A 22,382-nucleotide genomic window follows, 5' to 3' on the forward strand; every position below is an offset into this window, starting at 1 on the left:
TTAGACGAAGCGTCGGCGATCGAGGATACGCGCGAAAGCGTGGAGGCCGAGAAGGCAGATCAGAAGGCCAGCGTCATAGCAAACGATCGCGGCTGCAAGATCCAGGATGGATGTCAATGACACCAGGGCCGCGCAGGCGTAGGCGACGCAGACGAGGCAGCCGACCAACACCATCGAAAAGATCGAACGCATTGGCGCAGTAACGAAGCCCAGTGTGGTTGCTGTCAGAGCGATCATCAGCATCTCCTGATTTGCTTCAGTATAGACGGGTCTGTCTTGTCGAACAATTAATGGAGCGGTTTGTTGCCGTTTTCCCCAGTGTTCGCAATCGGGACAAGAGCGCCCGTGACGGAAGGGCACCTAAGCGAGCCCGAGAACGCCCTCTGCCGTAGTGCCGGTGGCATGGACACGGGAAACCCGCAGCGGCAGCAGCGACCCGTCTGAAACAGAGGCAAAGGTCAGAACCTGCCCCGACGCCAGGGTCACGGCCAAGTCTCCGCCGATGCCGACATAGACCGCTCTTGTAATCTCCGGGAGATCGAGATTGTCATTGGGAACGATGGCGAAGCCGGCGCTTGCCGGACCAGTAAGAGAGGGAGCGTGGGAAGCAAAACGGTCGGACATGGAAACTCCTTTTGTCGTTTGCCCGATCATCGCTCTCCAAGGGTTGTCGGGGAAAACTGTCCCGCGAGTTTCGCGGCGCGGTTCAATGAAGCAACTGATTTGCCACGGAAAAACCGGGCTTTTGCGAATTCGGTTGAAAAAAACATCCCCCTGTCGAGCCAGAAGCGACCACTTCCATGTCTACGTCGCCGCCGAGGGACTGGTTGGAAAAGCGCTCACACTGCTCGAAGAGCTTCCTTACGCTGACCTACATGGTTTCCTCTCCGGATGCGGCTTGGTTCAGCAAGGGCGTGCCAGACTAGCATGCGGCAATAACGGAGTGCGCAGAATGCCTGACGAAGACAAGGGCTGCTCTTTGCCGCCGCATCGGCTAGAACAGGACCATGAGCAATGTCTTCGAGAATGATTCGCCGAGCAATCTTGCCGAGTATTCGGTTTCGGAGCTTTCCGGCTCGATCAAGCGCACGGTCGAGACAGCCTTCGACCAGGTCCGTGTGCGCGGCGAAATTTCCGGCTACAGGGGCCCCCACTCTTCCGGCCACGCCTATTTTTCCTTGAAGGATGACCGCGCCCGCATCGATGCCGTCGTCTGGAAGGGCAATTTCTCCAGGCTGAAATTCCGTCCCGAAGAAGGGATGGAGGTGATAGCCACCGGCAAGGTGACGACATTCCCCGGCTCATCGAAATATCAGATCGTTATCGAAACGCTGGAACCGGCCGGCGCCGGTGCGCTGATGGCGCTCATCGAGGAACGCAAGCGCAGGCTTGGCGCCGAGGGGCTGTTCGACCAGTCCCGCAAGCGGCGGCTACCCTTCATGCCGAAGGTGATCGGCGTCGTGACCTCGCCGACAGGCGCGGTCATTCGCGACATTCTCCACCGCATCTCCGATCGTTTCCCGGTTCATGTCATCGTCTGGCCCGTCAAGGTCCAAGGGGAGGGTTCCGGTGAAGAGGTTGCTAACGCCATCAGAGGCTTCAACAGCTTCGAGCCTAGCGGGGACATGCCGCGCCCAGACGTTCTGATCGTCGCCCGTGGCGGCGGCAGCCTTGAAGATCTCTGGAGCTTTAACGACGAAATCGTTGTGCGTGCCGCTGCCGAGAGCCAGATCCCGCTGATCTCGGCGGTCGGCCACGAAACCGACTGGACGCTGATAGACTACGCCGCAGATGTGCGCGCACCAACGCCGACCGGCGCGGCCGAGATGGCGGTTCCCGTAAAGGCCGAACTGGGGGCGCAGACAGCAGCACTGGCCGCGCGCCTGCAGGGGTGCATGAACCGCCGCATGGATCATCATCGTCAGTCGGTTCGGGCTCTCGTCCGCGCGCTGCCTTCTCTGGATCAGCTCTTGGCCCTGCCGCGTCGCCGGTTCGATGAGGCGGCCGCCGGTCTTGGCCGCGGTCTCGAACTCAATACGATCAACAAGCGCCGGAGTTTCGAGCGGACGGCCGCGCATCTGCGGCCCGATGTCCTCTCGAACCGCATTACGGAGCGGCGCCAATATCTGAACGAACGGATGACGCGCGCGGAGCGCACGATCGAGCGTCTTCTCGATCGCTCGAAATCGCGGGTTGGCCGTGCCGACGCGATCTTTGCGACGCTGCCGGCGCGCCTGAAGACGCAGACGGCGCGCCAGCGTGATCACCTGGCCAATCTGTCGCGTCACGCTGACACCGCTGTCAGGCATCAGCTGACGCGGGCACGCGGTGAACTCACGGCTCAAGATCGTGTACTGCAGTCCCTGTCTTACAAGAACGTGCTGAAGCGCGGCTACGCGGTTATCCGGGACGACGAGAACAGGCCTGTGTCGCAGGCGGCGATGCTGGCGTCGGGGACAGGCATCTCGATCGAGTTTGCGGATGGTCGTGTCGGCGCGGTGACGACGGACGGAGGCACGTCCTCTGCGCAGAAGAAACGAGCCGCGAAGCCGCACGACGAGCAGGCGCCGCCAAAGCAGGGAAGCCTATTCTAGGTGGTCGTCAGCCGCTGAATGTCACGCGGACATCATGGAAATGCAACATATGCGTGCCAACCTCTCGATAAATGGGAGGGAGAAACATGAGGCTTGCATCGTTCAATGTCGAAAACCTGTTCGACCGCGCAAAGGCCATGAACCTGGACACCTGGGCAGAGGGGCGAGTCGTTCTGGACCGCTTTGCAGAATTGCAGAAATTGCTGGGGCAGGTCACCTACAGCGACGCTGACAAAGCCCGCATGGCCACGTTGATCATCGAACTCGGCATGGAAGAGAGCGATATCGGCCCCTTTGTCATTCTTCGTCGTAACCGGGGCAATCTTCTGAAGCGGCCAAGGACTGGCGGCGTTGTGATAACGGCCAATGGTCGCATCGATTGGGTCGGGTCGCTCGAGCTGCGAGACGAGCCGATCAATGAAATCGCCATGCAAAATACCGCGCGCGTCATGAGCGACCTGAATGCCGACATTCTGGGGATTGTCGAAGTCGAAAGTCGGCCGGTCCTGACCGCCTTCAATACGCAGGTCCTGCCAGCTGTTGGCGGGATGCCTTTCAATCAGGTCATGGTCATCGATGGCAACGATGAGCGGGGGATCGATGTCGGGCTCCTGACGCGCAACGGCTTCGTCCTCGATATCATGCGCAGCCACGTTGACGATCGGGATGCGGCAGGCAACCCGATCTTCTCCCGCGATTGCCCGGAGTACTACGTGACCACGCCTGCAGGGGCGACGCTGCTTGTCATGGTCAATCATTTCAAGAGCAAGGGTTTCGGCAGCACCCAGTCCTCCGATGCTCGCCGGCATGCGCAAGCGCGACGAGCTAGGGACATCTACGAGAAGCGCATCGCCGAAGGGTTCGACCATATCGCGCTGATCGGCGACCTGAACGATACTCCCGACAGCGCGCCGCTAGCGCCGCTGAAGGAGAGCACGCTCCGGGACGCCTTTACCCATCCCGCGTTCGACGACGGCGGTTTTCCCGGCACCTTCGGCCTTGGCAACGCCGGCAACAAGATCGACTACCTCCTCCTGTCGCCGAAGCTTTTCGACGAGGTCGAGCGCGGCGGCGTCTTCCGCAAGGGCGCCTGGCCCGGAAGCCGTCCGAAACGCTGGGAGACCTATCCGGAACTCACCGAGCCGAAACACGCGGCGTCGGATCATGCCGCCATCTGGGTCGACCTGAACATCTGAGGTCAAGGCAGGGAGGCCGCCATTTTCGCTGAGGCCAAGGGCATGTGAGGGGCTCGGCTACTCGAACGTCGCCAGAAACTTGCGCAACAGGCCGTCGAGCTGCTCCTTCTCCTCCGCGCTGAAACCCTGCGTCAACCGCTGTTGATTGGCGACGTGGAGGCCGACGGCAGTTTCCACGGCGGCAAGTCCTGCTTCGGTCAGGGCGATGAGGACGCTTCGCCGATCGTCGGGATTGAGAACGCGCTCGACCAGCCCGGCTTTCTCCAACTGGTCGATCCGGTTGGTCATGGTGCCGGAGCTGACCATCGTCATGGAGAGCAGATCGCCCGGTGAGAGCCGATACGGCGCGCCCGAACGCCTGAGGGTTGCCAGCACATCGAAGGACGAGGAGGACAGTCCCTGCTGCTGCAGCACTTGGTCCACCTCGCGGGCGAGATGCGTCGTCAGCCGTTTCAGCCGGCCCATGATGCCCATCGCCTCGGTATCGAGGTCGGGGCGCTCCCTTTTCCATTGCGCAAGTATCTTGTCGACGCGATCCATCGGTCAGCCCGTTCTTCTGGGGAGACTGTTATCACCACGTATCTTGACGTCAAGATAAATGGCACTAGATTATATTTATCTTGATATAGAGATTCTTGAGATGAAGAAAACTGGAACGCCTCTCTACGATGTGCTGATCACGGCGTTGGCGCCGACGATCTGGGGCAGCACCTATTTCGTGACGACATCCTTCCTGCCGCACGGATATCCACTGACGGTCGCTTTCCTGCGCGCCTTGCCGGCCGGGCTTCTGCTGCTTGCGATAGTCCGGCAACTGCCGGAAGGGATTTGGTGGCTACGCGCCTTCGTGCTTGGCGGCCTCAATTTCTCGTTCTTCTGGGCAATGCTGTTTGTGTCTGCCTATCGGTTGCCAGGCGGCGTCGCCGCGACGGTTGGGGCCATTCAGCCGCTTATCGTCATTCTGCTGTCGCGCATCTTCCTCGGCAGGCCGATCCACGCGCTTGCCGTTGGAGCCGGCGTGGTCGGGATGACAGGTGTGGCACTTCTCGTGCTCACGCCCAATGCGGCGCTTGACCCGATCGGTGTTGCCGCCGGCATTGCGGGGGCGGTTTCGATGGCATTCGGCACGGTGCTGACGCGACGATGGGCTCCGCCGGTCTCAAATCTTGCCTTTACCGCATGGCAGTTGACCGCGGGCGGCATCCTGCTCGCGCCCGTCGCTTTCTTCCTTGAGCCCACGCTGCCGGTGCCGACTACGGCCAATGTCCTCGGCATGGCCTATCTTGGCCTGATCGGCGCGGCCTTCACCTATCTGCTGTGGTTTCGGGGGCTCGCGCGCATCGAGCCATCCGCCGCGGCCTCGTTGGGCTTCCTCAGTCCAGTCACAGCCACCCTGCTGGGTTGGCTGGCTCTTGGACAAAGCCTGACGCCCGCGCAGTTGTTCGGCTTCGCAATGGTGCTCGCGAGCGTCTGGCTCAGTCAGCGCGCGATGTCGGTCAGGCCCACTCGCCCTGACGCATCACCGGAACCCGCGAGCCGTCCGGCCTGATGCCGTCGATATCGACCTGGCCGGAGCCGATCATCCAGTCGATGTGGATCAGGCTCGAGTTGCCGCCCTGGGCCTTGATCTGCTCCTGCGTCAGGCTGGCGCCGTTGACGAAGCATTTCGAATAGCACTGGCCGAGCGCGATGTGGCACGAGGCGTTCTCGTCGAACAGCGTGTTGTAGAAGAGAATGCCGCTGACCGAGATCGGCGAGGAATGCGGCACAAGCGCCACTTCGCCCAAGCGGCGCGCACCCTCGTCGGTATCCAGCACCTTGTTCAGCACTTCCTCGCCACGCGAGGCCTTTGCTTCGACGATCCGGCCACCTTCGAAGCGAACCCGGATGTCGTCGATCAGCGTGCCCTGATGGGACAGCGGCTTGGTGCTCGAAACATGGCCCTCGACCTTGAGCGCATGCGGGGTCGTGAAGACCTCCTCGGTCGGAATGTTCGGATTGCAGGTGATGCCGTTCTTGGCGGTCGACGAGCCGCCGTGCCACTCGTGGCCGTCGGCAAGGCCGACCGTGAGATCGGTGCCTGGCCCGGTGAAGTGCAAGGAAGCGAAACGCTCCCCATTCAGCCAGTGTGAGCGTTTGGCAAGATTGGCGTTGTGCTCGGCCCAGGCGGCGATCGGGTCTTCGACGTCGACGCGCGATGCCGCAAAGATCGCCTTGGCGAGCTTGGCAACGGCGATCGCGTCCGGATCGTCAGGAAAGACCAGCGCGGCCCAGGATGGGTTGGGGTAGGAGACGATGTTCCAGTTGATGTCGAAATTCGAGATCTTCTCCAGTGCCGGCTTGTAGGCGGCCGAGTTTGCCCGGTTGGCTCGACCGACCTTTGCCGGATCCTGTTCCGAAAGCAGCATCGGATTGTCGCCTGAAACGGCGAGGCGGGCAGTACCCTTGGCATAAGTTTTGGCCATGCCGTCATAGAGCCAATCGGATGCGCGATCGAAGCTCTGATCGCTGCCGTACCTGTAGCGCGCGAGCGTCGACTCCTCGTCGGAATAGAATGCCGTCACCAGCCCGGCACCCGCCATATAGGCATGCTTGGTAATCAGGCGCACGAGGGGCAGGGCGACGACCGGGGCCGTGATCACGAGGTCCTGGCCCGTTTGCAACTGCAGCCCGACCTTGACGGCCACCTCCGCCAGCTTCTCAAGCTTTACGGGATCGACTGAGGTCTGGCTTTGCGGCATGAAATTCATGATCGGTCACTCCTCGAACAAAACGGATTGGCCGGTAGACTTAGTCCCCTTTACGGCGAAATTGAAGCTCGCTTGTCGACCGATGGCAGCTATTTGCCGCCGTCGGTCCATATCCGGGATTAGGCTGCGGAAACGGATGGTTGCTGCAATAGCACCGCGTCGTGGCTCTTCAGGAAGCCCATCAGCCGATCGGCATAGTCAGGCCCGACCGCTGCCTTCACGCTCGGTCTCTCGGACAATGCTTTCCGCCAGGCCTTTACGCGGGGCAGGCCGGCAAAAATGCCGCTGTCGCCGATGGTGTCGAAAACGTCGAAGTAGCGATAAATCGGCGCAAACACCGCATCGACCAGGCTGAAGCTGTCGCCCACGAAGTAGGGGGGCCTCGTCAATTCCGCTTCGATGGTCGCGAACTTCGATGCAAGGACCTGCCGTTTCGCCTCCAGTTGGGCGCGGTCCTGGGTCGTCTCGTATACCCAGAGATCGGACAGGATCGAAGAGCCGAACTCCATCCAGCCGCGGTGGCGGGCGCGCGTCAACGGATCGGCCGGATGAAGGCTCGCGCCATCCTGCGTCTCCTCCAGATACTCGCAGATCACGCTGCTCTCAAAAAGTACCTCATGGCTGCCGTCGCTGTTGCGGACGCAAAGCAGGGGCACCTTGCCGAGGGGCGAAATCTCAAGAAACCAGCCGGGCTTGTCTGCAAGATCAATGTTGATCCGCTCGAAGCGTACTTCCTTCTCCATCAGCGCGATCGCGGCGCGCTGCACGTACGGGCAAAGGTGGTGGCTGACGAGCAGCAGAGCCGAACCCGGTGCTTGAAGTGGCGAATGATCCATAGTGGGAATCTCCATTGTAGATGCAATTGCATGTAATGGCTGTTGCATCCAGATTCAAGGTAGATGTAAATGCATGTATGAATGAAGAGAACGAACCGACGCCCTCCGATGCGGTGGTCGATGCCTGGATCGGGCTGATGCGCGCGCAGCAGCGGCTGCTCGGTCAGATCGAAGTGGATCTCAAGTTGGCCGGGCTCCCACCGCTCGGCTGGTACGACGTGCTCTGGGAACTGGTGCGGTCGCCGCAGGGCAGGTTGCGGCCGTTCGAGATCGAAGAGCGGACGTTGCTCGCCCAATACAATCTCTCGCGACTGATCGACCGTCTTGAGAAGGCAGGGCTGGTGCGACGCCAGACGTTCGATCAGGACGGGCGCGGGCAGTGGGTGGTCCTCACCGAAGAGGGGCGGGCACTGCAGAAGCGCATGTGGACGGTCTATGCCAAAGCTATCGAGGCCAACTTCGGCGCCAAGCTGAGCGAGGCCGATGCCGCGACGCTTGGCTCTCTGCTGGAACTCTTCAGTTGAGATCAGGCAATGAGCGGTGCCGCTGCGGCCTTCAGCGTCTTCAACGCGTCCTTCGGGTCAAGCCGAACCTGCAGGCCGCGTTGTCCGCCATTGATGTAGACCTGCGCCTCGGCAAGCGCCGCCTCTTCGATTGCCGTCGGGACAAGCTTCTTTTGTCCGAACGGGCTGATGCCGCCGACGTGATAACCCGTCAGGCGCTCGGCATCGGCGGGCTTCATCATGTTGGCGGACTTTCCGCCGAAGGCGCTCGCGAGCTTCTTCATGCTGACTTCACGATCCGACGGCACGACGACGCAGACCGCCTTGCCGTCGACCTCCGCCATCAGCGTTTTCAACACGCGATGAGGCTCCTCGCCAAGCGCTTCCGCCGCCTGCAAGCCAACGCGCTCCGCATTCGGATCGTAGTCGTAGGTATGGACCGTGAAGGCAATTCCGGCTTGGCTCAGAACCTGCGTGGCGCGGGTGGTTTTCGACATCGATCAGGCCTTGAAGAAGCTGCCGTAGATCTCGGGCTTGAAGCCGATGAGCAACCTGCCATCTGCCTCCACAACCGGCCGCTTGATCATCGATGGCTGCTCCAGCATCAGCGCGATCGCCTTGCCCTCGTCGAGATTTTCGCGCTCGGCCTCGGGCAGCTTGCGAAAGGTCGTGCCGGCCCGGTTGAGCACGGTTTCCCAACCGGCTTGCTTCGTCCATGCCTGCAGGTGGGCGCGATCGATTCCGACGGCCTTGTAGTCATGGAACTGGTAGGCGACGTCGTGCTCTTCCAGCCAGGTTCGGGCCTTCTTCATGGTGTCGCAGTTCTTGATGCCGTAAATGGTGACTGTCACTTAGTCCTCCAGCGTTCCGGGTTTGCGCGTCGCCTTGCTGGCGGTCTTGCAAGCAATCTTCATCAGGTCGGCGCGGCGGCGAACCAGTCGCTCGGAGTTGCGCGTCACGATCAGGCCGGCCTGCGGCGCGCGAATCTCGACGCTGCCGTCGGCCATGCCGGGGCGAGTGATCAAGGTGGCAAGCACACCGCCTTCGCCAACCCATTCGCCGATATTGTGGTGGAAGAGAACCGTGCCGGCCTCCGGCGCACGGACGATCTCGACATTGTCGAGCGGTACGGCGGGACCATCGAAGGCAGGCAGCGAGACGGCGGCGTCGATTGCGCCGCGGCTCGCCAGGAATTTCCACAGTCCCTCGGCATCCTTCATCGCCATCTCGGGATAGACATCACGGCGGCCGCGAAGCTCGACGGTGACGGACAGCTTGCCGGGCAGGCGCGATCGCTTCTCTGGCGTCTCGTATTTCCAGGCAAAGCCGACGGCCTCCTCGAAGGCGGAACTTTCGCCATCGGAGAGAAGAACGGCTTCCATCTCCATCGCCGAGGCCAGATCTGCGGCCTCCGGCCAGAAGGCCTCGTCGATATAGGCATATTGCAGCGATTCATCATCGCAATGCAGATCGATCACCAGATCGCAGCCGAGCGCCATATGCAGCAGCTGGCGCTTCAGTTTGTCGATGGCCGAACGGCGCTCGAGGTCCTCAAGCAGCCCGTCGCGATCCTTCACCGAGATCAGCGGAAACTCGCGATTGAAATTGGTGCGCGATCCAAGATCGAAGCGGCCCTGAAGCTCGCCGAAATGCGACTGGGCCGCGCCGATCGGGTTGGCATGCGGGATGACGATGATGTCGCTCTTGATCTGGCCGGCGCTTTCCGACTGGCGCAGTCTTTCACACAGGAAGTGAACCAACGCCGTCCCTGGCAGCTCGTTGGCGTGCAGAGCCGCCTGAATGTAGACCTTCGGTGCCTTGGGATCGCTGCCCTTGAAACGAAGAACCGGCAAACGCCACTCGATGCCCGCCGTGTCGCCGGCAATAATGATCTCGGACGTGTTCATGTCGTTCTCCGCTTTCATGCCTTGTCGCAGGAGCTTTAAGCGAGTTCGATAGCCGGAGGCAAGGTGTCATCCGCGCGCATGAAGCGGCCAGCGCCCGAGCTCTTCGTAGCCTGCCTGGCCCCGGCGATTGTGCAGCAGAACGAATTCGCGCGCAGCGATCACGACCGGTTTCTGCAGGGCGATCCGCGGCACCACGTCCTTGTCGTAGAGCAGTGTGGCGTGAGGTTGAAAGTTCGGGTTCAGATTGGCGTCTTCGCCCAGTCGCTGCATCTCGATCGCGATCTGTACATGCAGCTGCCGCAACAGCTCCCGCCCGCCGTTGCCGGCAAGCACGATCGCGTTGTTCTGCGGCAGCAGGAAGGTGATGACATGATTGAAGGCCAGCTCGAATTGACAGGCTTCAATCGCCGCCCCTGCCCGGCGTGCCGCCGCAACCATTGTCTCGGGAATGAGCACGCTCTTGCCGACACAATAGAGCGAGACGTGAACGACAGACGGTGGACGCAGCGACGCGAGGGGAAGATAGTCCTGCTGCAGCCATTGCTGGATCGCCACGCATTCGTCGAGCGATTGCCTATCCGGCAAGATTGCAAAGAAAAGGCTCTCCCTGGCGAAGCGCGACAGCTGCTGACGTGCCTTCGGCGAGGCGAAATCGAAAGACGCCTGCAAGTTCTCGTGCATGATCGGCTCCTGGGCAACGGCCCGTTCCTCATTCTTCACGGAAGACGGGGATCGTAACATTTGATCTTGAAATGGCAAGAACAAAACAAGAACATATGGGCGAGCTATCGACGGGAGTAAGCTCGCGCGACGCAAGAAACGGGTTGAATTCGGGCCGCGACGGCACGATCTTCGGAGTGAGCAGCAGGGAGGCAATGACCCATGCAACAGGCAATGCATTACTATCTAATTTTCGAGACGAGCGGTGGCTTCTGCGGCATCGCCTGGAATGATGTCGGCATCACGCGGTTTCAGCTGCCGACGTCGAGTGCCGAGGCAACCGAGCGATTGCTCCTTCGCCGCATTCCCGGCGCCGAGCCGGCGAAGCCGACCGCTGCCGTTGCCGAAGCTGTTGCCGCAGTGAAGCGCTATTTCAGCGGAGAGCCGACGGACTTCTCAACCGTGAAGGTCGATCTCGCTGGCCAGGATGCCTTCTTCAGACAGGTTTACGATGCTGCCCGCCAGATCGGCTGGGGCCACACGACCACCTACGGTGCGCTCGCGAAACAACTCGGCGTAGGTCCGGAGGCCGCCCGCGACGTCGGCCAGGCGATGGCGAAAAATCCGATTGCCTTGATCATCCCCTGCCATCGCGTGCTAGCGGCCGGAAACAAGATCGGAGGCTTCTCCGCGCCCGGCGGCTCAACGTCCAAGCAGAGGATGTTGGAGCTCGAAGGCGTTAGCCTGGCGCCCCCAAAGCCGGTGCAGCAGTCACTTGATTTCTGATGGATGTCGCCTCGATTGAGGCGACTTTCAAATCATTCCCACTCGATCGTGCCGGGCGGTTTTGATGTCACATCGTAGACGACGCGGTTGATGCCACGTACTTCGTTGATGATGCGGGTAGCGGCGCGGCCGAGGAATTCCATGTCGTAGTGGTAGAAATCCGCCGTCATGCCATCGACCGAGGTCACCGCGCGCAGCGCGCAGACGAATTCGTAGGTGCGGCCGTCGCCCATGACGCCGACGGTCTGGACCGGAAGCAACACGGCGAACGCCTGCCAGATCGCGTCGTAGAGACCGGCCTTGCGGATTTCATCGAGATAGATGGCGTCTGCTTCGCGCAGGATCTCCAGCTTTTCGCGGGTGATACCACCCGGGCAGCGGATCGCGAGACCTGGGCCGGGGAAGGGATGGCGGCCGATGAAGCTATCGGGCAGGCCGAGCTCCTTGCCGAGCACGCGCACTTCGTCCTTGAAGAGCTCGCGTAGCGGCTCGACGAGCTGCATGTTCATGCGCTCCGGCAGGCCGCCGACATTGTGGTGCGACTTGATCGTCACCGACGGGCCGCCGGTGAAGGAAACGCTTTCGATCACGTCGGGATAGAGCGTGCCCTGGCCGAGGAAATCGGCGCCGCCGAGCTTCTTGGCCTCTTCCTCGAAGGTCTCAATGAACAGGCGGCCGATGATCTTGCGCTTGGTCTCGGGGTCGGAAACGCCTTCGAGCTCGCCGATGAACTTGTCGGCCGCATCGACGTGGATCAGGTGCAGATTGTAGTGTTCGCGGAACATGGCGACGACATTGGCCGCCTCGTCCTTGCGCATCAGGCCGTGGTCGACGAGCACGCAGGTGAGCTTGTCGCCGATCGCCTCGTGGATCAGCAGTGCTGCAACCGAGCTGTCGACGCCGCCCGAAAGTGCGCAGAGGACACGCTTGTCGCCGACCTGCTCGCGGATTGCCTCAACCGCCTTCTGCCGATAGGCCGACATCGACCAGTCACCCTTGATGCCAGCGATGTTGTGAATGAAGTTGGCGATCAGCTTGGCGCCATCGGGCGTGTGCACGACCTCGGGATGGAACTGCACGCCATAATATCTGCGGTTCTCGTCGGCGATGAAGGCATAGGGTGCGTTCGGCGAAGTCGCGACGACCTCAAAACCTTCGGGGAGCGCCGTGACGCGGTCGCCGTGGCTCATCCACACCTGATGGCGCGAACCCTTCGACCACAGGCCCTCGAACAACGCGCTGTCTTCGTCGACTTCGAGGAAGGCGCGGCCAAATTCGCGGTGATGGCCGCTCTCGACCTTGCCGCCGAGCTGCATGCACATCGTCTGCTGGCCGTAGCAGATGCCGAAAACGGGCAGGCCGCTGTCGAAGATGATCTGGGGCGCGCGGGGCGAGCCTTCATCCACCGTCGAGGCCGGGCTGCCGGACAGGATCACGGCCTTCGGCTGCAGGCGCTTGAAGCCTTCCTCGGCGGACTGGAAGGGAACGATCTCGCAGTAGACACCCGTTTCGCGCACACGGCGTGCGATCAGCTGGGTTACCTGGCTGCCGAAATCGACGATGAGAACGCTGTCTGGATGTGCTGTCTGGGTCATGGCGAGCCTTTAATGAAAAGCACCCGGTCTTGCAATGCGCGAAATCCTTGGCTGGAGGATTTTATTGTCCCGATTGTCCCTGTTTAGCAGGGGTTAGAACCAGAATACCCCGTCCTCCAGCGCCGTAAACAGACTGTCGACGGCATAGGAAAGCTTGCGGTCGACGACATGCAGGTATTCCGTCCAACCGGAAATGTGCTGCAGTTCCTCCACACCGTCGGAAATCCCGCGCAGGCCGATCAGCGGCAGGCCATAGGCCTGGCAGGCACGCAGGATTGCAAAGGTCTCCATATCGACCATGTCGGCGGCGATGCCGCTGTAGGCCTGCCCGGACACGACGTTGCCACCGGTCGAGAGGCTTGCTTCGGCAATGCCCGGGATCCTCAGCGGCAATTCGACGACGGCGGGCAGATCGAGAAAAGGCGTGCGCCCCTTTTCGAAACCAAGTGGCGAGGCGTCCATGTCGCGATAGGAGACTGACGTGACCTGGTAGACTTCGGTCTGCTCAAGCTTGGACGAGCCCGCCGAGCCGAGCGAGACGACGAGTTGTGGCAGGTCGTCCGCGTTATCCAATTCCGTCAGTGTCCGCGTCAGGGCGACAGCCGCCTCGACGGGGCCGACCCCGGTCATCAGCGGTTCAAAGCGGGAGCGCAGGAACGGACCATATTCGGCCTCCGCCGCCATCACGAACAGAATGGATTTGCCGGCGACCGATTTCAGCTCAAACTTCATCCCGAAATGCCCTCTCTGCCACGGATGATCATCATGGTACTTGTCATGGAAGCGATCAGCTTTGCCGGCCCGTCGCCGATCGCGTAGCCGCGCCCGTCCGCGACGATTATGTTCGATCCCGGCTTGGTGATCTCGCCGCGAAACAGAAAACGTTCGCCCCGGCCTGGTGACAGTAGATTGACCTTGAATTCGATCGTCAGAATGGATGCTTCGGCGTCAATGACGCTATAGGCGGCAAAACCACAGGCGGAATCGAGGGCCGCGGAAATCACGCCGGCATGCAAAATACCGTGCTGCTGGGTGAGCTTGACGTCGAATGGCAGCTCGATTTCCACCGTTGCCCGCTCGACGCGGGTCAACTCGGCGCCGATGGTCTGCAGCGCCGCCTGGCGCGCGAAGTTTCTCTGGATCCGCTCGTGGAAATCGCCGTTGTCAGTCATTGCTTCGCCTTTCTTGCCGGCGCGAAAGTGGCATGGTGCGTCGCGTCAGACAAGCGGTTCCCGGAAATCAGTTGTCAGAGGGTTTCAGCGCGCTGGATGTTGTCTGACTGACGACGCGTCCCGTGCCGCGCGTAAAGATTGGATTCAGTCTTTTTTGGTAATTTTCCATTAGCCATTGCCTTTCAATGGTTCCCCGGTGGCGGCGTCTCTGCCATCGACAATTGTTTTGCGTGCGGGTTCTCAATGCGTCTATCGGCTGCGCCAGCGTTTTTTCTTGCTTCTCTTGCTCTGTCCGGCTGCACATCAAGCTTGGGGCCGGACCTTGTCGCGAGCGTGCCGTCCCGCGAGACGACCAGCTCGGTTGCACGCCCAAGCGCGCCTGTGCCGGCAAGCCCGGTGCCATCGGCGGATGTTGCAGAAACGCCTGCGGCAACGGCGCCGAGACAGGAAGAACTGGCCTGGGCCGGCCCGGTTCCTCAGCCACGAGCCTTCGAACCGCAGCCAGGGGTGCCCACTGCGCCCATGCCTTCGGAAAGGCCGGTTGCAACAGTCGAGCCGGCCGTGCTAACGCCGACGGCCCCCGAAATCGACGCCGCGCCGCGGGCACGCTCGCGGATCTACAACCATCGTTTCCGCGACGTCAAACCGATCAATTTCGGCTCCTCGTCGCCCAGAAAGCTTGCCGTCCATGGTGTCGACGTTTCGCGCTGGCAGGGCGATATCGACTGGCAGAAGCTGAGAACGCAGGGCGCGAACTTCGTCTACATCAAGGCGACCGACGGTGGCGATCACCTCGACCCGATGTTCCGGAAGAACTGGCGCGACGCGAAGCAGGCCGGGATCAAACGCGGGGCCTATCACTTCTTCTACTGGTGCCGCACGGCGGGCGAACAGGCTGACTGGTTCATTCGTAACGTTCCCCGCGAAGCCGGGGCCTTGCCACCGGTCATCGACGTCGAATGGAACGGCGAGTCGAGCTGCAAGCGGCGGGTCTCGCCCGAGAAGGTTCGCGAGAAGATGCAGGTCTTCATGGACAAGCTGGAGCGGCACTACGGGCAGCGGCCGATCATCTATACCGCGCCGGACTTCTATCGCGACAACCTGAAGGGAGCCTTCTTGAACTATCCCTTCTGGCTGCGTTCGGTCGCGGCGCACCCTTCCAAGGTCTATCCCGGACGTCGCTGGGTGTTCTGGCAGTATTCAGGCTCCGGCATCTCGCACGGCGTTGACGGCCGGATCGACCTGAACGTCTTCCACGGCAGCGAAGCGGACTGGCACGACTGGGTCGCCAAAGCCGATTAGAATCCGGCAAACGAGCTCTCTTTTTCTGCCTTCGGGCGGAAGCCTCCGTGGCTCGCACTACGATCCCGCTGCTGCTGCTTCAGTTCAGATAGACGATCGAGGCGTTAAGAAGCGTCGCGAAACCGACCCAGGCTGCGTAGGGCACGAAGAGCAGCGCAGCCGTTCGATCCGCGTTCCAGCGGTTTGCGGCAAAGGCGAGGATCAGTCCGAGCAGCAGCACGATGACGACCAGGGAGGCCGAAAGCATCCGCATGCCGAAAAAGAACGGTGACCATAGAAAATTCAGCACCATCTGCCAGGCCCAGATCAGCATGCCGATCGAGAGGTGCCCACGCAGCCAAGTCCGCGCCCCGGCAACGCCGATCAAAACGTAGAGGGCAACCCAGACAGGTGCGAATATCCAGTCAGGTGGATTGAACGGCGGCTTGGCGAGGGATTGATACCATTCCCCAGGCAAATTGTTGACGCCGATGGTCAGGCCGCCGCCGAGCGCGATGGCGATGAAGACGACGTAGGTCAGGGCTCTGCTCATCCGCGCTAGATAGGGCGAGCGCACCCTCCAACCAGATCGCTAGCGATCTTTTGCGCACAATTCAGACGGCCGCAATACGCACGATATGCTGGTCCCAGGCAACGTCGCTTTGCGTCGACAAAAAACCGCCTTCATAGGACGACACCGCAAAGCCGGCTTTGGCGGCTGCGATCCCTGCCGCATCCTGTATGAACTCCTCGCGGAGCATGTGTCCGCTTTTCGCATCGATCGTCACGCAGGCGCCCCCTTTGGGCGAGGTGACGCCGACCAGTCCCTCCGCACGATTGATGGCGATCGCGCCGACGTAGTTGGCAAGCCGGCGCGTGGTTTCGTCCGGCAGATCGACGAAGCGCAGGTCTTCCCCCTTTGCAAAGGAACCGACGAGCGGCGGCAGGTCGTTGCGGTGACCCTCGTACTGGCACGCAAACCAGATGCGGCCGCTATTGTCGACATCGACGTGACGCGTGGAGAGTTGTGCCCATTGCGACGGCAGAGAGCGTTTTTCGATCAGCGATCCCGTTGCCGCGTCGATGAGTGTCAGCGATGGTTGCATGCTGGACAGGTTAAGCTTGGCACGGCCGAAATCCGGATGCGTTTCAATCCCGCCATTGGCAACGATCAGCATACGACCATCGTCGGACACCGTCATGTCATGCGGACCGACGCCGTATGTCTCGAACTCGCCGATGCGCTCGAAACGGCGGGTCGCGTCATAAAGCCCGATCAAGCCGCGATTGGCGTCGAAGGCATTCTCGCTGGCATAAAGAAGCCGACCATCCGGTGAAAAGGCGCCATGGCCATAGAAGTGGCGTCCCTCGGCGGCGGCAATGATGATGGGCTCCGTCTTGCCGCGCGGGTCGAAGATCATCGCATAGGTGCCGGGCCGACGAGCGAAGGCGACCGTTTTTCCGGTCACCGGGCTGAACGCCATGCCATGGGCTCGCGCCGGCAGAGCGACTTGGTCAATGATTTCCCCGCGTTCCGAAACCGTGGCAATGGCATAGGACCCGTTTGCCGTCCGCAAACCGGATGCATAGACAGCATCCGCCCGCTCCAGTGCCATCAGCGCACGCGGCTGCAGCGCGGCGATGAATGTCAATCCGGCCGCCCTGACGAAACTGCGCCGATCGATGGCGTAGCTGTTCCACATGGTTCAATCGCCGTCGGAGAAGGAGAAGCCAGCCGATAGGCCGATCGCCGCTCCGTAGTCGTCGCTTATCTTGGTAATCAGCTCACGCGTGCTGACCAGAAGGGCTTCGAGCTTTGCTTTCTCGGCATCGCTTGTCGCGACGTCGATATCGGGGTTGAGCTTTGGTACCGTTTCCAGCAGCGACTTGAAGCTGGCATCGATCGCGTCGGCGACCGGCTTCTTGTCGGCGGGAAGAAGCTCTGCCATGCCGGCCTTCTGCCAGAGCGTGCGAAGCCCTTCTAGGTTGGCCGTCATCGACTTCCAGGTGTTCTTGGAGCGCCAGTAGATCGCCATGCGCGGCCGCGGCGTGCTGTCCTTGCCCTTGTAGAACTGCTCGAGACGCTGATCGCGCACCGTCTCCGCACCGTGAACGAGAATGCCGAGCAGTGCGGTCACGGCTTCCTTGTTGTCCATGAAGTCCTCGCTTTGCGGGCCGGGATGCTTCCAGCTTCCCTGCACACCGTCGGGCTTCTCCCAGGCGGCGACAACCTCGCCAGCCTCGCGCTGGATGTTGCCGGCGACGGCTGCGCCATAGAGGCAACGGAAGCTGTTCTTCTGCTTCGTCAGGTCTTCGGAACCGGTGCCGTAAAGCACGTATTCAAGCGCGGTCAGCCCCTGCAGCGCAACACTCTTGCCGGCGATCGCATCGACCGTCGCGTCCTTTGGATCGGCCTTGGCGATCAGCGCCTGAACCTGCTTCAGGCCGACCCCCTTGCGATCGGGATAAAACAGGATGTGCTCGAAGAGATTGTCCTGAATGACGGGTCCGGTCTGAACGATCTCGATGACCGACCAATAGCGGATCGTGTCGTCGAACGCCGATTTCGCCTTGTCGAGCTTCTGTTGGGTGGCGTCATCGCAGAGATCCTTCATCGCCGTCGTCAGGCGTGCGGCCGATTGCTGGGCATTGCGATAGCCGGGGCGGATCACCTCGTCGACTGCCCGCTGCATCACCGCGGATACTGCTTCCTCATTCAGTCCGGCTTGCGGTGCAGGGGTCTGAGCGGAGGCAGAAGTAGCAAGGGCAAGGGAGAGCAGAAGGGATTGCCAAAGGCGCATTAAAGGGACTCCAGGAATGTAATCAGTGCCTGCCGATCATCCTTCGACAGGGATGCGAAAGCGTCACGCGCCTTTTCAGCCTCGCCGCCATGCCAGAGAATCGCTTCGGTGAGATTTCTGGCGCGGCCGTCGTGGAGGAAAAAGCTGTGCCCGCTGACAGTCTGGGTCAGACCTATACCCCATAGTGGCGGCGTGCGCCATTCACGACCGTTGGCGCTCCCGACTTGTTGTCCGTCCGCGAGACCTTCGCCCATATCGTGCAGCAGAAAGTCGGAATAGGGCCAGATCAGCTGGAAGGATTGGGCCTTGTCGGCGCTGTCGCGGCGGGTGACGAACTTCGGCACGTGGCAGGAAATGCAACCGCTTTCGTAGAAGATCTTCTTGCCCCGCAGGGTCGCCGGAAAGCTCGCCTTTCGCCGGGCAGGGACGGCGAGGTTGGCGGAGTAGAAGGTCACGAGGTCGAGGATCGGGCCGGGGGCCTCCTCCTTGCCAAGCCGTTTCTGCACGCCGGTCGGCATATCCCTGCACTTGGCCTCGGCTTCGGTGCAATCGCCATGCGGGTCAGGCCGGTCCGGCGTCGAAATGCCGATGTCATTGGAGAAGGCATCCGCGGTCTGATCGCGCACGCTTGCGTTCTGCGCCTTCCAACCGAAGCGGCCGAACGCGATCTTGCCCGTGCGATGGTCGCGCACGATGGCCGCCTTGCCGTGAATGCCATCGCCGTCCGTATCGTTCGGATCGGCATGGGCCAGGATATCCGCTTCGGGGATGGCTTCGATCAGGCCGAGGCCGATCATCGCGGGCGCAACGCGCGGCGAGATCGTTGTTGCCGGATTTAGGAGGCCATAGCCAAGGTCGTTGACGCCGTATGTTGGGCGCCGAAGCGAGACGATCTCGCCGTCGCCGAGCGTCACCGGCTCCTCCGTATAGCGGATCGTCATCTTGCCTTCGGAGGGAAGACCGGGAACCGCAAGATCCTGCAGCTGGTGGCCGTAAACGGGGTCGGGGAAGTTGACGATCTCGGCGTCGGCGATTGCCCGCGTCTCGTCGGGCGTCATCGCCGGGCGTGACAGGCGCAGGAACATCGAGGTGGCGCTGACGCCGCCTTCCGGCGGCTTACCGCGGCCGTCGTTGACGTGGCAACTCATGCAGGAGCGGGCATTGAAGAGCGGCCCGAGGCCATCCGAGGCCTGCGTCGAGGAGGGAGCCGAAACCCAGAGCTTCTTGAAGAGGGCATTTCCGAGCCGGAACGGCTGCTCTTCCTCGAAGGGGATGGTCGCGGAAATATGCGAAAAGGAATCCTCGGTGACCGGATCGATCGACGTGGCGCCGCCCGCCTGCATCGCCTCGTATTGCTCGGCCTTGGCAAAATCCGTGGTCGGCCGCGTCACCGCGGCGACGCGTTTCGTATCCGCTTCGGAAAGGTCGCCTCGCTTCGTCGGAAGATCGAACCCGGATGCCAGCGCAACGGAAAATCCGGCAATCGCGGCGCAAAGTGCTGCGCAACTGAGAAGACGACGAGCCGATCTGCGAGGCATTCGAGAGTTCGGGCCGCTGCGTCGAACGAAGCGGCCCGCCTTTTCACTTATTGGAAGACCGCGCCAGGATTATCCAAGCTGTCGGAACCTTCAAGCTTCACCGTGCCGAGATCGAGTGCGGCAATAACGCGCTGCACCGTCTTGGTCTGGTCGACGAGACCGTCGATGGCGGCCTGAACGACAGCGTTGCCCTTCTTGTTGCCTTCGCCGATCATCTGGTCGTACTTCTCGACGTTCAGACCGCGCTTCGCCATGACCTGCATCGCATCGAGCGTCTTCTTCAGCTTGGCCTGCATTTCCTTGTCGAGTTTCTCGTCCTTGGCGGCGACGAGATTGTGCAGCGACGGTCCCTTCATCTTCGTGCCGTCAGCGCGGGTGTAGTCGCCGGTGTAGGCAGCGGCGATGCCGATCGCGTCGTTAAGGTGCGAGTTGAAGGTGTTGTCCGAGAAGCAATCATGCTCTTCTTCCGGATCGTGCAGCAGCAGGCCGAGCTTCATGCGCTCGCCCGCCAGTTCTCCGTAGGAGAGGGAGCCCATGCCGGTCAGAATGGCAACGAGACCGGCTTTCGGATCGGCTTCGACATGCTTGGTGGCTTCGCCATCGGCAGTCCAGTTGTTGGTCATTTCCTGAAGGTCGGAGACCAGCAGCGTCGAGGCGGACTTCAGATATTCGGCACGGCGATCGCAATTGCCGTGCGTGCAGTTCTTCAGGTCGTAGTCCGTGGCCGGGCGATTGCCGGCGCCCGGGCCGGTGCCGTTCAGGTCCTGGCCCCAGAGCAGGAATTCGATGGCATGGTAGCCGGTGGCGACATTGGCTTCGACGCCGCCGGCTTCGGCCAGCGTGCCGGAGAGGAATTCGGGCGTCAGTTTAGACGCGTCTACATCCTTGCCATCGATCTTGATCGTCTTGTTGGCGATGACATTGGCAACGTAGAGCGAATTCTCGTCGCTCTCGGTGCCGTACGACGCATCGACGTAATCGATCAGGCCTTCGTCGAGCGGCCAAGCGTTGACCTTACCTTCCCAGTCGTCAACGATCGGATTGCCGAAGCGATAGACTTCCGTTTGCTGGTAAGGGATGCGTGCCTTGATCCAGGCGGCGCGGGCAGCCTTCAATGTCTTGTCGGTCGGGTCCTTGAGCAGGGCGTCGATTGCCGCGTCAAGGGCCTTGGCCGTCGTCAGCGAATCTTCGTACTTGGCATGCGCAACGTCGGCGTAGTGCTTTACAACTGCAGCAGCATCCGGGGCCGCGTAGGCGGGAATGGAAAGCAGAGCGGTTGGGGCCACCGCCAGCGCAACGGCTGCGCAGAAATTCTTGTTGAGTTTCATGATCCTCTCCTGTGCGGACGTTCAGCGCGAAGTCCGACGCAAATCTCTTTGCGCAAAAGCAAACTGGTGTCAAACACTCTAGTTTGGAATGGTTTTAAGTGTATTCGCCGCGGTTGCAGGCGCGAAGACCGGCTGTTCAGTCCTTCCGCTTCATGCGGCAGAAGAAGAACCCGTCCGTATCGGTGGAAGCGGGCGTCAGCGTGATGGTCTTGCCGTCGGACGAGCGTGGGCGCGGGCTGTCCTTTCCGAACAGTCCGTCCCAGGCGGGCAGGGCGCTGACGATCTCGTAATCGCCGTTCTCCGCGGTGAAGCGTCGGACCTGCTCTTCGTTTTCCTGCGGCAGAACCGAACAGGTGACATAGATCAACTCGCCGCCGGGGCGGACAAAGGCGCTCGCCTGTTTGAGGGCATCCTGCTGCTGGGCCGTGCGCTCGTCGAGGTTCTTTGCGGTGAGCCGCCATTTGGTGTCGGGCCGTCGCCGCCAGGTCCCGGTTCCCGTGCACGGCGCATCGACGAGCACCTTGTCACAGCGATCGCTAAGGCTCTTCAGGGCTTTGGCGTCATCATGGACCTGGACATTGCGGGTGCCCGCACGCTTCAGCCGTTCGATGATCGGGGCGAGCCGCTTGCGGTCGGCGTCGTAGGCATGAACCTGGCCCTTGTTGTGCATCGCCGCCGACATGGCGAGCGTCTTGCCGCCGCCGCCTGCGCAATAGTCAAGCACCTGTTCGCCGTCCTTGGGAAGCACGAGATCGGCAACGATCTGCGATCCCTCGTCCTGCACTTCGAACCAACCTTTTTGGAACGAAAGCTCGGCTGTCACGTTTGGAAGTCTTGAGGCTCCTTCGCCGGCGGGAATCCGGATCCCATAGCGCGCGATTTTTGCCTCTTGTGCGCCGGCCCTCCCAAGCGCTTTGACCGTCTTGTCGCGGGTCGCCTTGAGGATGTTGGCGCGCAGATCGAGTGTAGGACGTCCCGCAAGGGCCTGTGCTTCGGCAAGCCAGCTGTCGCCGAAGGCATTTTCAAAGGAGGATTGGACCCACTCAGGGATATCACCCTGAATATGAGCCGGAGCGTCGGTCAGACGACGGCTATTGAATGCGGAGAGTTGAGCTTCCGAAAGGGGGACAGGTGCGAACTTGTCGTCCGCAAGTTCCGCAGCAAGCGTGTCCGGCGTGAAACCCCACTGCCGGAACATCACGGCGTAGGCGATGGAAGAAGCACTTTCGTCGTCCATCAGCCAGGCGTGGGACAGGCGCATGCGGAGCGCGTCGTAAACGATGTTGCCGATCGCGGCGCGGTCGCCGGAGCCGGCAAATCGATGGGCGAGGCCCCAGTCCTTCAGGGCGTCCGCGACTGGCCGTCTGCGGGCATCGATATCTGCAAGAACCGAAATCGCCCCTTCGAGCCGCCCGCCCAACCGCATTCAAACAGC

The 22,382-nt window shown here is 61.5% G+C and carries 24 protein-coding genes; 6 read left to right on the top strand and 18 right to left on the bottom strand.

The window, feature by feature from the left end; translation table 11 throughout:
• Both RGCCGE502_RS01475 and RGCCGE502_RS01480 read right to left on the bottom strand, forming a co-directional pair.
• Positions 1-237, bottom strand: coding sequence for a hypothetical protein (locus tag RGCCGE502_RS01475; RefSeq protein WP_019279606.1), 237 nt, complete (start codon positions 235-237; stop codon positions 1-3).
• 123 nt (positions 238-360) lie between these two features.
• On the bottom strand, positions 361-624 hold the full coding sequence (locus RGCCGE502_RS01480) for a spike base protein, RCAP_Rcc01079 family (protein ID WP_040673881.1): 264 nt from the start codon (positions 622-624) through the stop codon (positions 361-363).
• Positions 625-1,007: 383 nt separating this feature from the next.
• Here RGCCGE502_RS01480 and xseA point away from each other — a divergent pair, with 383 nt between their 5' ends.
• Together xseA and RGCCGE502_RS01490 are read left to right on the top strand one after the other, a co-directional pair.
• Positions 1,008-2,594 carry an exodeoxyribonuclease VII large subunit gene (xseA, locus tag RGCCGE502_RS01485; protein WP_016552392.1) on the top strand — a complete coding sequence of 529 codons (1,587 nt, stop codon included), beginning with the start codon at positions 1,008-1,010 and terminating at the stop codon, positions 2,592-2,594.
• Between the two features lie 86 nt (positions 2,595-2,680).
• A complete protein-coding gene (locus RGCCGE502_RS01490; RefSeq protein ID WP_016552393.1) occupies positions 2,681-3,790 on the top strand; it encodes an endonuclease/exonuclease/phosphatase family protein in 1,110 nt (369 codons plus the stop codon).
• Positions 3,791-3,847: 57 nt separating this feature from the next.
• Here RGCCGE502_RS01490 and RGCCGE502_RS01495 read toward each other — a convergent pair whose 3' ends face one another.
• The gene (locus RGCCGE502_RS01495; protein ID WP_016552394.1) at positions 3,848-4,330 is read right to left on the bottom strand and encodes a MarR family winged helix-turn-helix transcriptional regulator; all 483 of its coding nucleotides are present in this window, start codon (positions 4,328-4,330) and stop codon (positions 3,848-3,850) included.
• 100 nt (positions 4,331-4,430) lie between these two features.
• On the opposite strand from RGCCGE502_RS01495, the gene RGCCGE502_RS01500 reads away from it, so the two are divergent.
• Complete coding sequence (locus tag RGCCGE502_RS01500; protein WP_016552395.1) at positions 4,431-5,339, top strand: EamA family transporter; 909 nt, start codon at positions 4,431-4,433, stop codon at positions 5,337-5,339.
• On the opposite strand, the gene RGCCGE502_RS01505 is transcribed toward RGCCGE502_RS01500, so the two are convergent.
• Together RGCCGE502_RS01505 and RGCCGE502_RS01510 are read right to left on the bottom strand one after the other, a co-directional pair.
• Positions 5,287-6,540: an aminopeptidase gene (locus RGCCGE502_RS01505; protein ID WP_016552396.1), complete on the bottom strand. Its 1,254-nt coding sequence runs from the start codon at positions 6,538-6,540 to the stop codon at positions 5,287-5,289. The genes RGCCGE502_RS01500 and RGCCGE502_RS01505 overlap by 53 nt on opposite strands.
• 119 nt (positions 6,541-6,659) lie before the next feature.
• The gene (locus RGCCGE502_RS01510; protein ID WP_016552397.1) at positions 6,660-7,376 is read right to left on the bottom strand and encodes a glutathione S-transferase family protein; all 717 of its coding nucleotides are present in this window, start codon (positions 7,374-7,376) and stop codon (positions 6,660-6,662) included.
• 77 nt (positions 7,377-7,453) lie between these two features.
• Between RGCCGE502_RS01510 and RGCCGE502_RS01515 the strand changes: the two genes are divergently transcribed.
• A complete protein-coding gene (locus tag RGCCGE502_RS01515; RefSeq protein ID WP_016552398.1) occupies positions 7,454-7,900 on the top strand; it encodes a MarR family winged helix-turn-helix transcriptional regulator in 447 nt (148 codons plus the stop codon).
• 2 nt (positions 7,901-7,902) lie between these two features.
• Here RGCCGE502_RS01515 and ybaK read toward each other — a convergent pair whose 3' ends face one another.
• The 4 genes from ybaK to RGCCGE502_RS01535 all read right to left on the bottom strand — a co-directional run bounded on the left by ybaK (position 7,903) and on the right by RGCCGE502_RS01535 (position 10,467).
• A complete protein-coding gene (ybaK, locus tag RGCCGE502_RS01520; RefSeq protein WP_016552399.1) occupies positions 7,903-8,376 on the bottom strand; it encodes a Cys-tRNA(Pro) deacylase in 474 nt (157 codons plus the stop codon).
• 3 nt (positions 8,377-8,379) lie between these two features.
• Positions 8,380-8,730 carry an ArsC family reductase gene (locus tag RGCCGE502_RS01525; protein ID WP_016552400.1) on the bottom strand — a complete coding sequence of 117 codons (351 nt, stop codon included), beginning with the start codon at positions 8,728-8,730 and terminating at the stop codon, positions 8,380-8,382.
• On the bottom strand, positions 8,731-9,786 hold the full coding sequence (locus tag RGCCGE502_RS01530) for a M14 family zinc carboxypeptidase (protein WP_016552401.1): 1,056 nt from the start codon (positions 9,784-9,786) through the stop codon (positions 8,731-8,733).
• Positions 9,787-9,852: 66 nt separating this feature from the next.
• Complete coding sequence (locus RGCCGE502_RS01535) at positions 9,853-10,467, bottom strand: 2'-5' RNA ligase family protein (protein ID WP_016552402.1); 615 nt, start codon at positions 10,465-10,467, stop codon at positions 9,853-9,855.
• 201 nt (positions 10,468-10,668) lie between these two features.
• Here RGCCGE502_RS01535 and RGCCGE502_RS01540 point away from each other — a divergent pair, with 201 nt between their 5' ends.
• Positions 10,669-11,232, top strand: coding sequence for a methylated-DNA--[protein]-cysteine S-methyltransferase (locus tag RGCCGE502_RS01540; RefSeq protein WP_016552403.1), 564 nt, complete (start codon positions 10,669-10,671; stop codon positions 11,230-11,232).
• Between the two features lie 32 nt (positions 11,233-11,264).
• Here RGCCGE502_RS01540 and guaA read toward each other — a convergent pair whose 3' ends face one another.
• The 3 genes from guaA to RGCCGE502_RS01555 form a co-directional block, all read right to left on the bottom strand.
• Positions 11,265-12,827, bottom strand: a complete 1,563-nt coding sequence (guaA, locus tag RGCCGE502_RS01545) for a glutamine-hydrolyzing GMP synthase (RefSeq protein WP_016552404.1) — start codon at positions 12,825-12,827, stop codon at positions 11,265-11,267.
• A gap of 93 nt (positions 12,828-12,920) precedes the next feature.
• Positions 12,921-13,559 carry a 5'-methylthioadenosine/S-adenosylhomocysteine nucleosidase gene (locus RGCCGE502_RS01550; RefSeq protein WP_016552405.1) on the bottom strand — a complete coding sequence of 213 codons (639 nt, stop codon included), beginning with the start codon at positions 13,557-13,559 and terminating at the stop codon, positions 12,921-12,923.
• Positions 13,556-13,999 (bottom strand): PaaI family thioesterase, encoded by a 444-nt coding sequence (locus RGCCGE502_RS01555; protein ID WP_016552406.1) that lies wholly within the window; start codon positions 13,997-13,999, stop codon positions 13,556-13,558. The genes RGCCGE502_RS01550 and RGCCGE502_RS01555 overlap by 4 nt, the downstream gene beginning before the upstream one ends.
• Positions 14,000-14,242: 243 nt before the next feature.
• On the opposite strand from RGCCGE502_RS01555, the gene RGCCGE502_RS01560 reads away from it, so the two are divergent.
• On the top strand, positions 14,243-15,301 hold the full coding sequence (locus tag RGCCGE502_RS01560) for a glycoside hydrolase family 25 protein (RefSeq protein WP_016552407.1): 1,059 nt from the start codon (positions 14,243-14,245) through the stop codon (positions 15,299-15,301).
• Between the two features lie 79 nt (positions 15,302-15,380).
• Here the strand turns inward: RGCCGE502_RS01560 and RGCCGE502_RS01565 are convergent, their stop codons facing one another.
• From RGCCGE502_RS01565 to RGCCGE502_RS01590, 6 genes are all read right to left on the bottom strand, one after another.
• Positions 15,381-15,833 (bottom strand): TspO/MBR family protein, encoded by a 453-nt coding sequence (locus RGCCGE502_RS01565; RefSeq protein WP_016552408.1) that lies wholly within the window; start codon positions 15,831-15,833, stop codon positions 15,381-15,383.
• Positions 15,834-15,894: 61 nt separating this feature from the next.
• Positions 15,895-16,983: a DUF1513 domain-containing protein gene (locus RGCCGE502_RS01570; protein WP_016552409.1), complete on the bottom strand. Its 1,089-nt coding sequence runs from the start codon at positions 16,981-16,983 to the stop codon at positions 15,895-15,897.
• Positions 16,984-16,986: 3 nt separating this feature from the next.
• Entirely contained in the window at positions 16,987-18,081 is a 1,095-nt protein-coding gene (locus RGCCGE502_RS01575; protein WP_016552410.1) for an imelysin family protein, read from the bottom strand.
• A complete protein-coding gene (locus tag RGCCGE502_RS01580) occupies positions 18,081-19,619 on the bottom strand; it encodes a di-heme oxidoreductase family protein (RefSeq protein WP_016552411.1) in 1,539 nt (512 codons plus the stop codon). Before RGCCGE502_RS01580 ends, RGCCGE502_RS01575 begins: the two co-directional genes overlap by 1 nt.
• 47 nt (positions 19,620-19,666) lie before the next feature.
• Positions 19,667-20,947, bottom strand: coding sequence for an imelysin family protein (locus RGCCGE502_RS01585; protein WP_016552412.1), 1,281 nt, complete (start codon positions 20,945-20,947; stop codon positions 19,667-19,669).
• Between the two features lie 136 nt (positions 20,948-21,083).
• Complete coding sequence (locus tag RGCCGE502_RS01590) at positions 21,084-22,373, bottom strand: RsmB/NOP family class I SAM-dependent RNA methyltransferase (protein WP_016552413.1); 1,290 nt, start codon at positions 22,371-22,373, stop codon at positions 21,084-21,086.
• Positions 22,374-22,382: the final 9 nt, after the last annotated feature.

The sequence above is a fragment of the Rhizobium grahamii CCGE 502 genome (genome assembly GCF_000298315.2).
In the GTDB taxonomy this organism is placed as follows: Bacteria; Pseudomonadota; Alphaproteobacteria; order Rhizobiales; family Rhizobiaceae; genus Rhizobium; species Rhizobium grahamii.

Bases quoted from the DNA above. Each gene is read 5' to 3' on its own strand.
- RGCCGE502_RS01475 (WP_019279606.1), bottom strand. From the start codon at position 237: ATGATCGCTCTGACAGCAACCACACTGGGCTTCGTTACTGCGCCAATG.
- RGCCGE502_RS01480 (WP_040673881.1), bottom strand. From the start codon at position 624: ATGTCCGACCGTTTTGCTTCCCACGCTCCCTCTCTTACTGGTCCGGCA.
- xseA (WP_016552392.1), top strand. From the start codon at position 1,008: ATGAGCAATGTCTTCGAGAATGATTCGCCGAGCAATCTTGCCGAGTAT.
- RGCCGE502_RS01490 (WP_016552393.1), top strand. From the start codon at position 2,681: ATGAGGCTTGCATCGTTCAATGTCGAAAACCTGTTCGACCGCGCAAAG.
- RGCCGE502_RS01495 (WP_016552394.1), bottom strand. From the start codon at position 4,330: ATGGATCGCGTCGACAAGATACTTGCGCAATGGAAAAGGGAGCGCCCC.
- RGCCGE502_RS01500 (WP_016552395.1), top strand. From the start codon at position 4,431: ATGAAGAAAACTGGAACGCCTCTCTACGATGTGCTGATCACGGCGTTG.
- RGCCGE502_RS01505 (WP_016552396.1), bottom strand. From the start codon at position 6,540: ATGAATTTCATGCCGCAAAGCCAGACCTCAGTCGATCCCGTAAAGCTT.
- RGCCGE502_RS01510 (WP_016552397.1), bottom strand. From the start codon at position 7,376: ATGGATCATTCGCCACTTCAAGCACCGGGTTCGGCTCTGCTGCTCGTC.
- RGCCGE502_RS01515 (WP_016552398.1), top strand. From the start codon at position 7,454: ATGAATGAAGAGAACGAACCGACGCCCTCCGATGCGGTGGTCGATGCC.
- ybaK (WP_016552399.1), bottom strand. From the start codon at position 8,376: ATGTCGAAAACCACCCGCGCCACGCAGGTTCTGAGCCAAGCCGGAATT.
- RGCCGE502_RS01530 (WP_016552401.1), bottom strand. From the start codon at position 9,786: ATGAACACGTCCGAGATCATTATTGCCGGCGACACGGCGGGCATCGAG.
- RGCCGE502_RS01535 (WP_016552402.1), bottom strand. From the start codon at position 10,467: ATGCACGAGAACTTGCAGGCGTCTTTCGATTTCGCCTCGCCGAAGGCA.
- RGCCGE502_RS01540 (WP_016552403.1), top strand. From the start codon at position 10,669: ATGCAACAGGCAATGCATTACTATCTAATTTTCGAGACGAGCGGTGGC.
- guaA (WP_016552404.1), bottom strand. From the start codon at position 12,827: ATGACCCAGACAGCACATCCAGACAGCGTTCTCATCGTCGATTTCGGC.
- RGCCGE502_RS01550 (WP_016552405.1), bottom strand. From the start codon at position 13,559: ATGAAGTTTGAGCTGAAATCGGTCGCCGGCAAATCCATTCTGTTCGTG.
- RGCCGE502_RS01555 (WP_016552406.1), bottom strand. From the start codon at position 13,999: ATGACTGACAACGGCGATTTCCACGAGCGGATCCAGAGAAACTTCGCG.
- RGCCGE502_RS01560 (WP_016552407.1), top strand. From the start codon at position 14,243: ATGCGTCTATCGGCTGCGCCAGCGTTTTTTCTTGCTTCTCTTGCTCTG.
- RGCCGE502_RS01565 (WP_016552408.1), bottom strand. From the start codon at position 15,833: ATGAGCAGAGCCCTGACCTACGTCGTCTTCATCGCCATCGCGCTCGGC.
- RGCCGE502_RS01570 (WP_016552409.1), bottom strand. From the start codon at position 16,983: ATGTGGAACAGCTACGCCATCGATCGGCGCAGTTTCGTCAGGGCGGCC.
- RGCCGE502_RS01575 (WP_016552410.1), bottom strand. From the start codon at position 18,081: ATGCGCCTTTGGCAATCCCTTCTGCTCTCCCTTGCCCTTGCTACTTCT.
- RGCCGE502_RS01580 (WP_016552411.1), bottom strand. From the start codon at position 19,619: ATGCCTCGCAGATCGGCTCGTCGTCTTCTCAGTTGCGCAGCACTTTGC.
- RGCCGE502_RS01585 (WP_016552412.1), bottom strand. From the start codon at position 20,947: ATGAAACTCAACAAGAATTTCTGCGCAGCCGTTGCGCTGGCGGTGGCC.
- RGCCGE502_RS01590 (WP_016552413.1), bottom strand. From the start codon at position 22,373: ATGCGGTTGGGCGGGCGGCTCGAAGGGGCGATTTCGGTTCTTGCAGAT.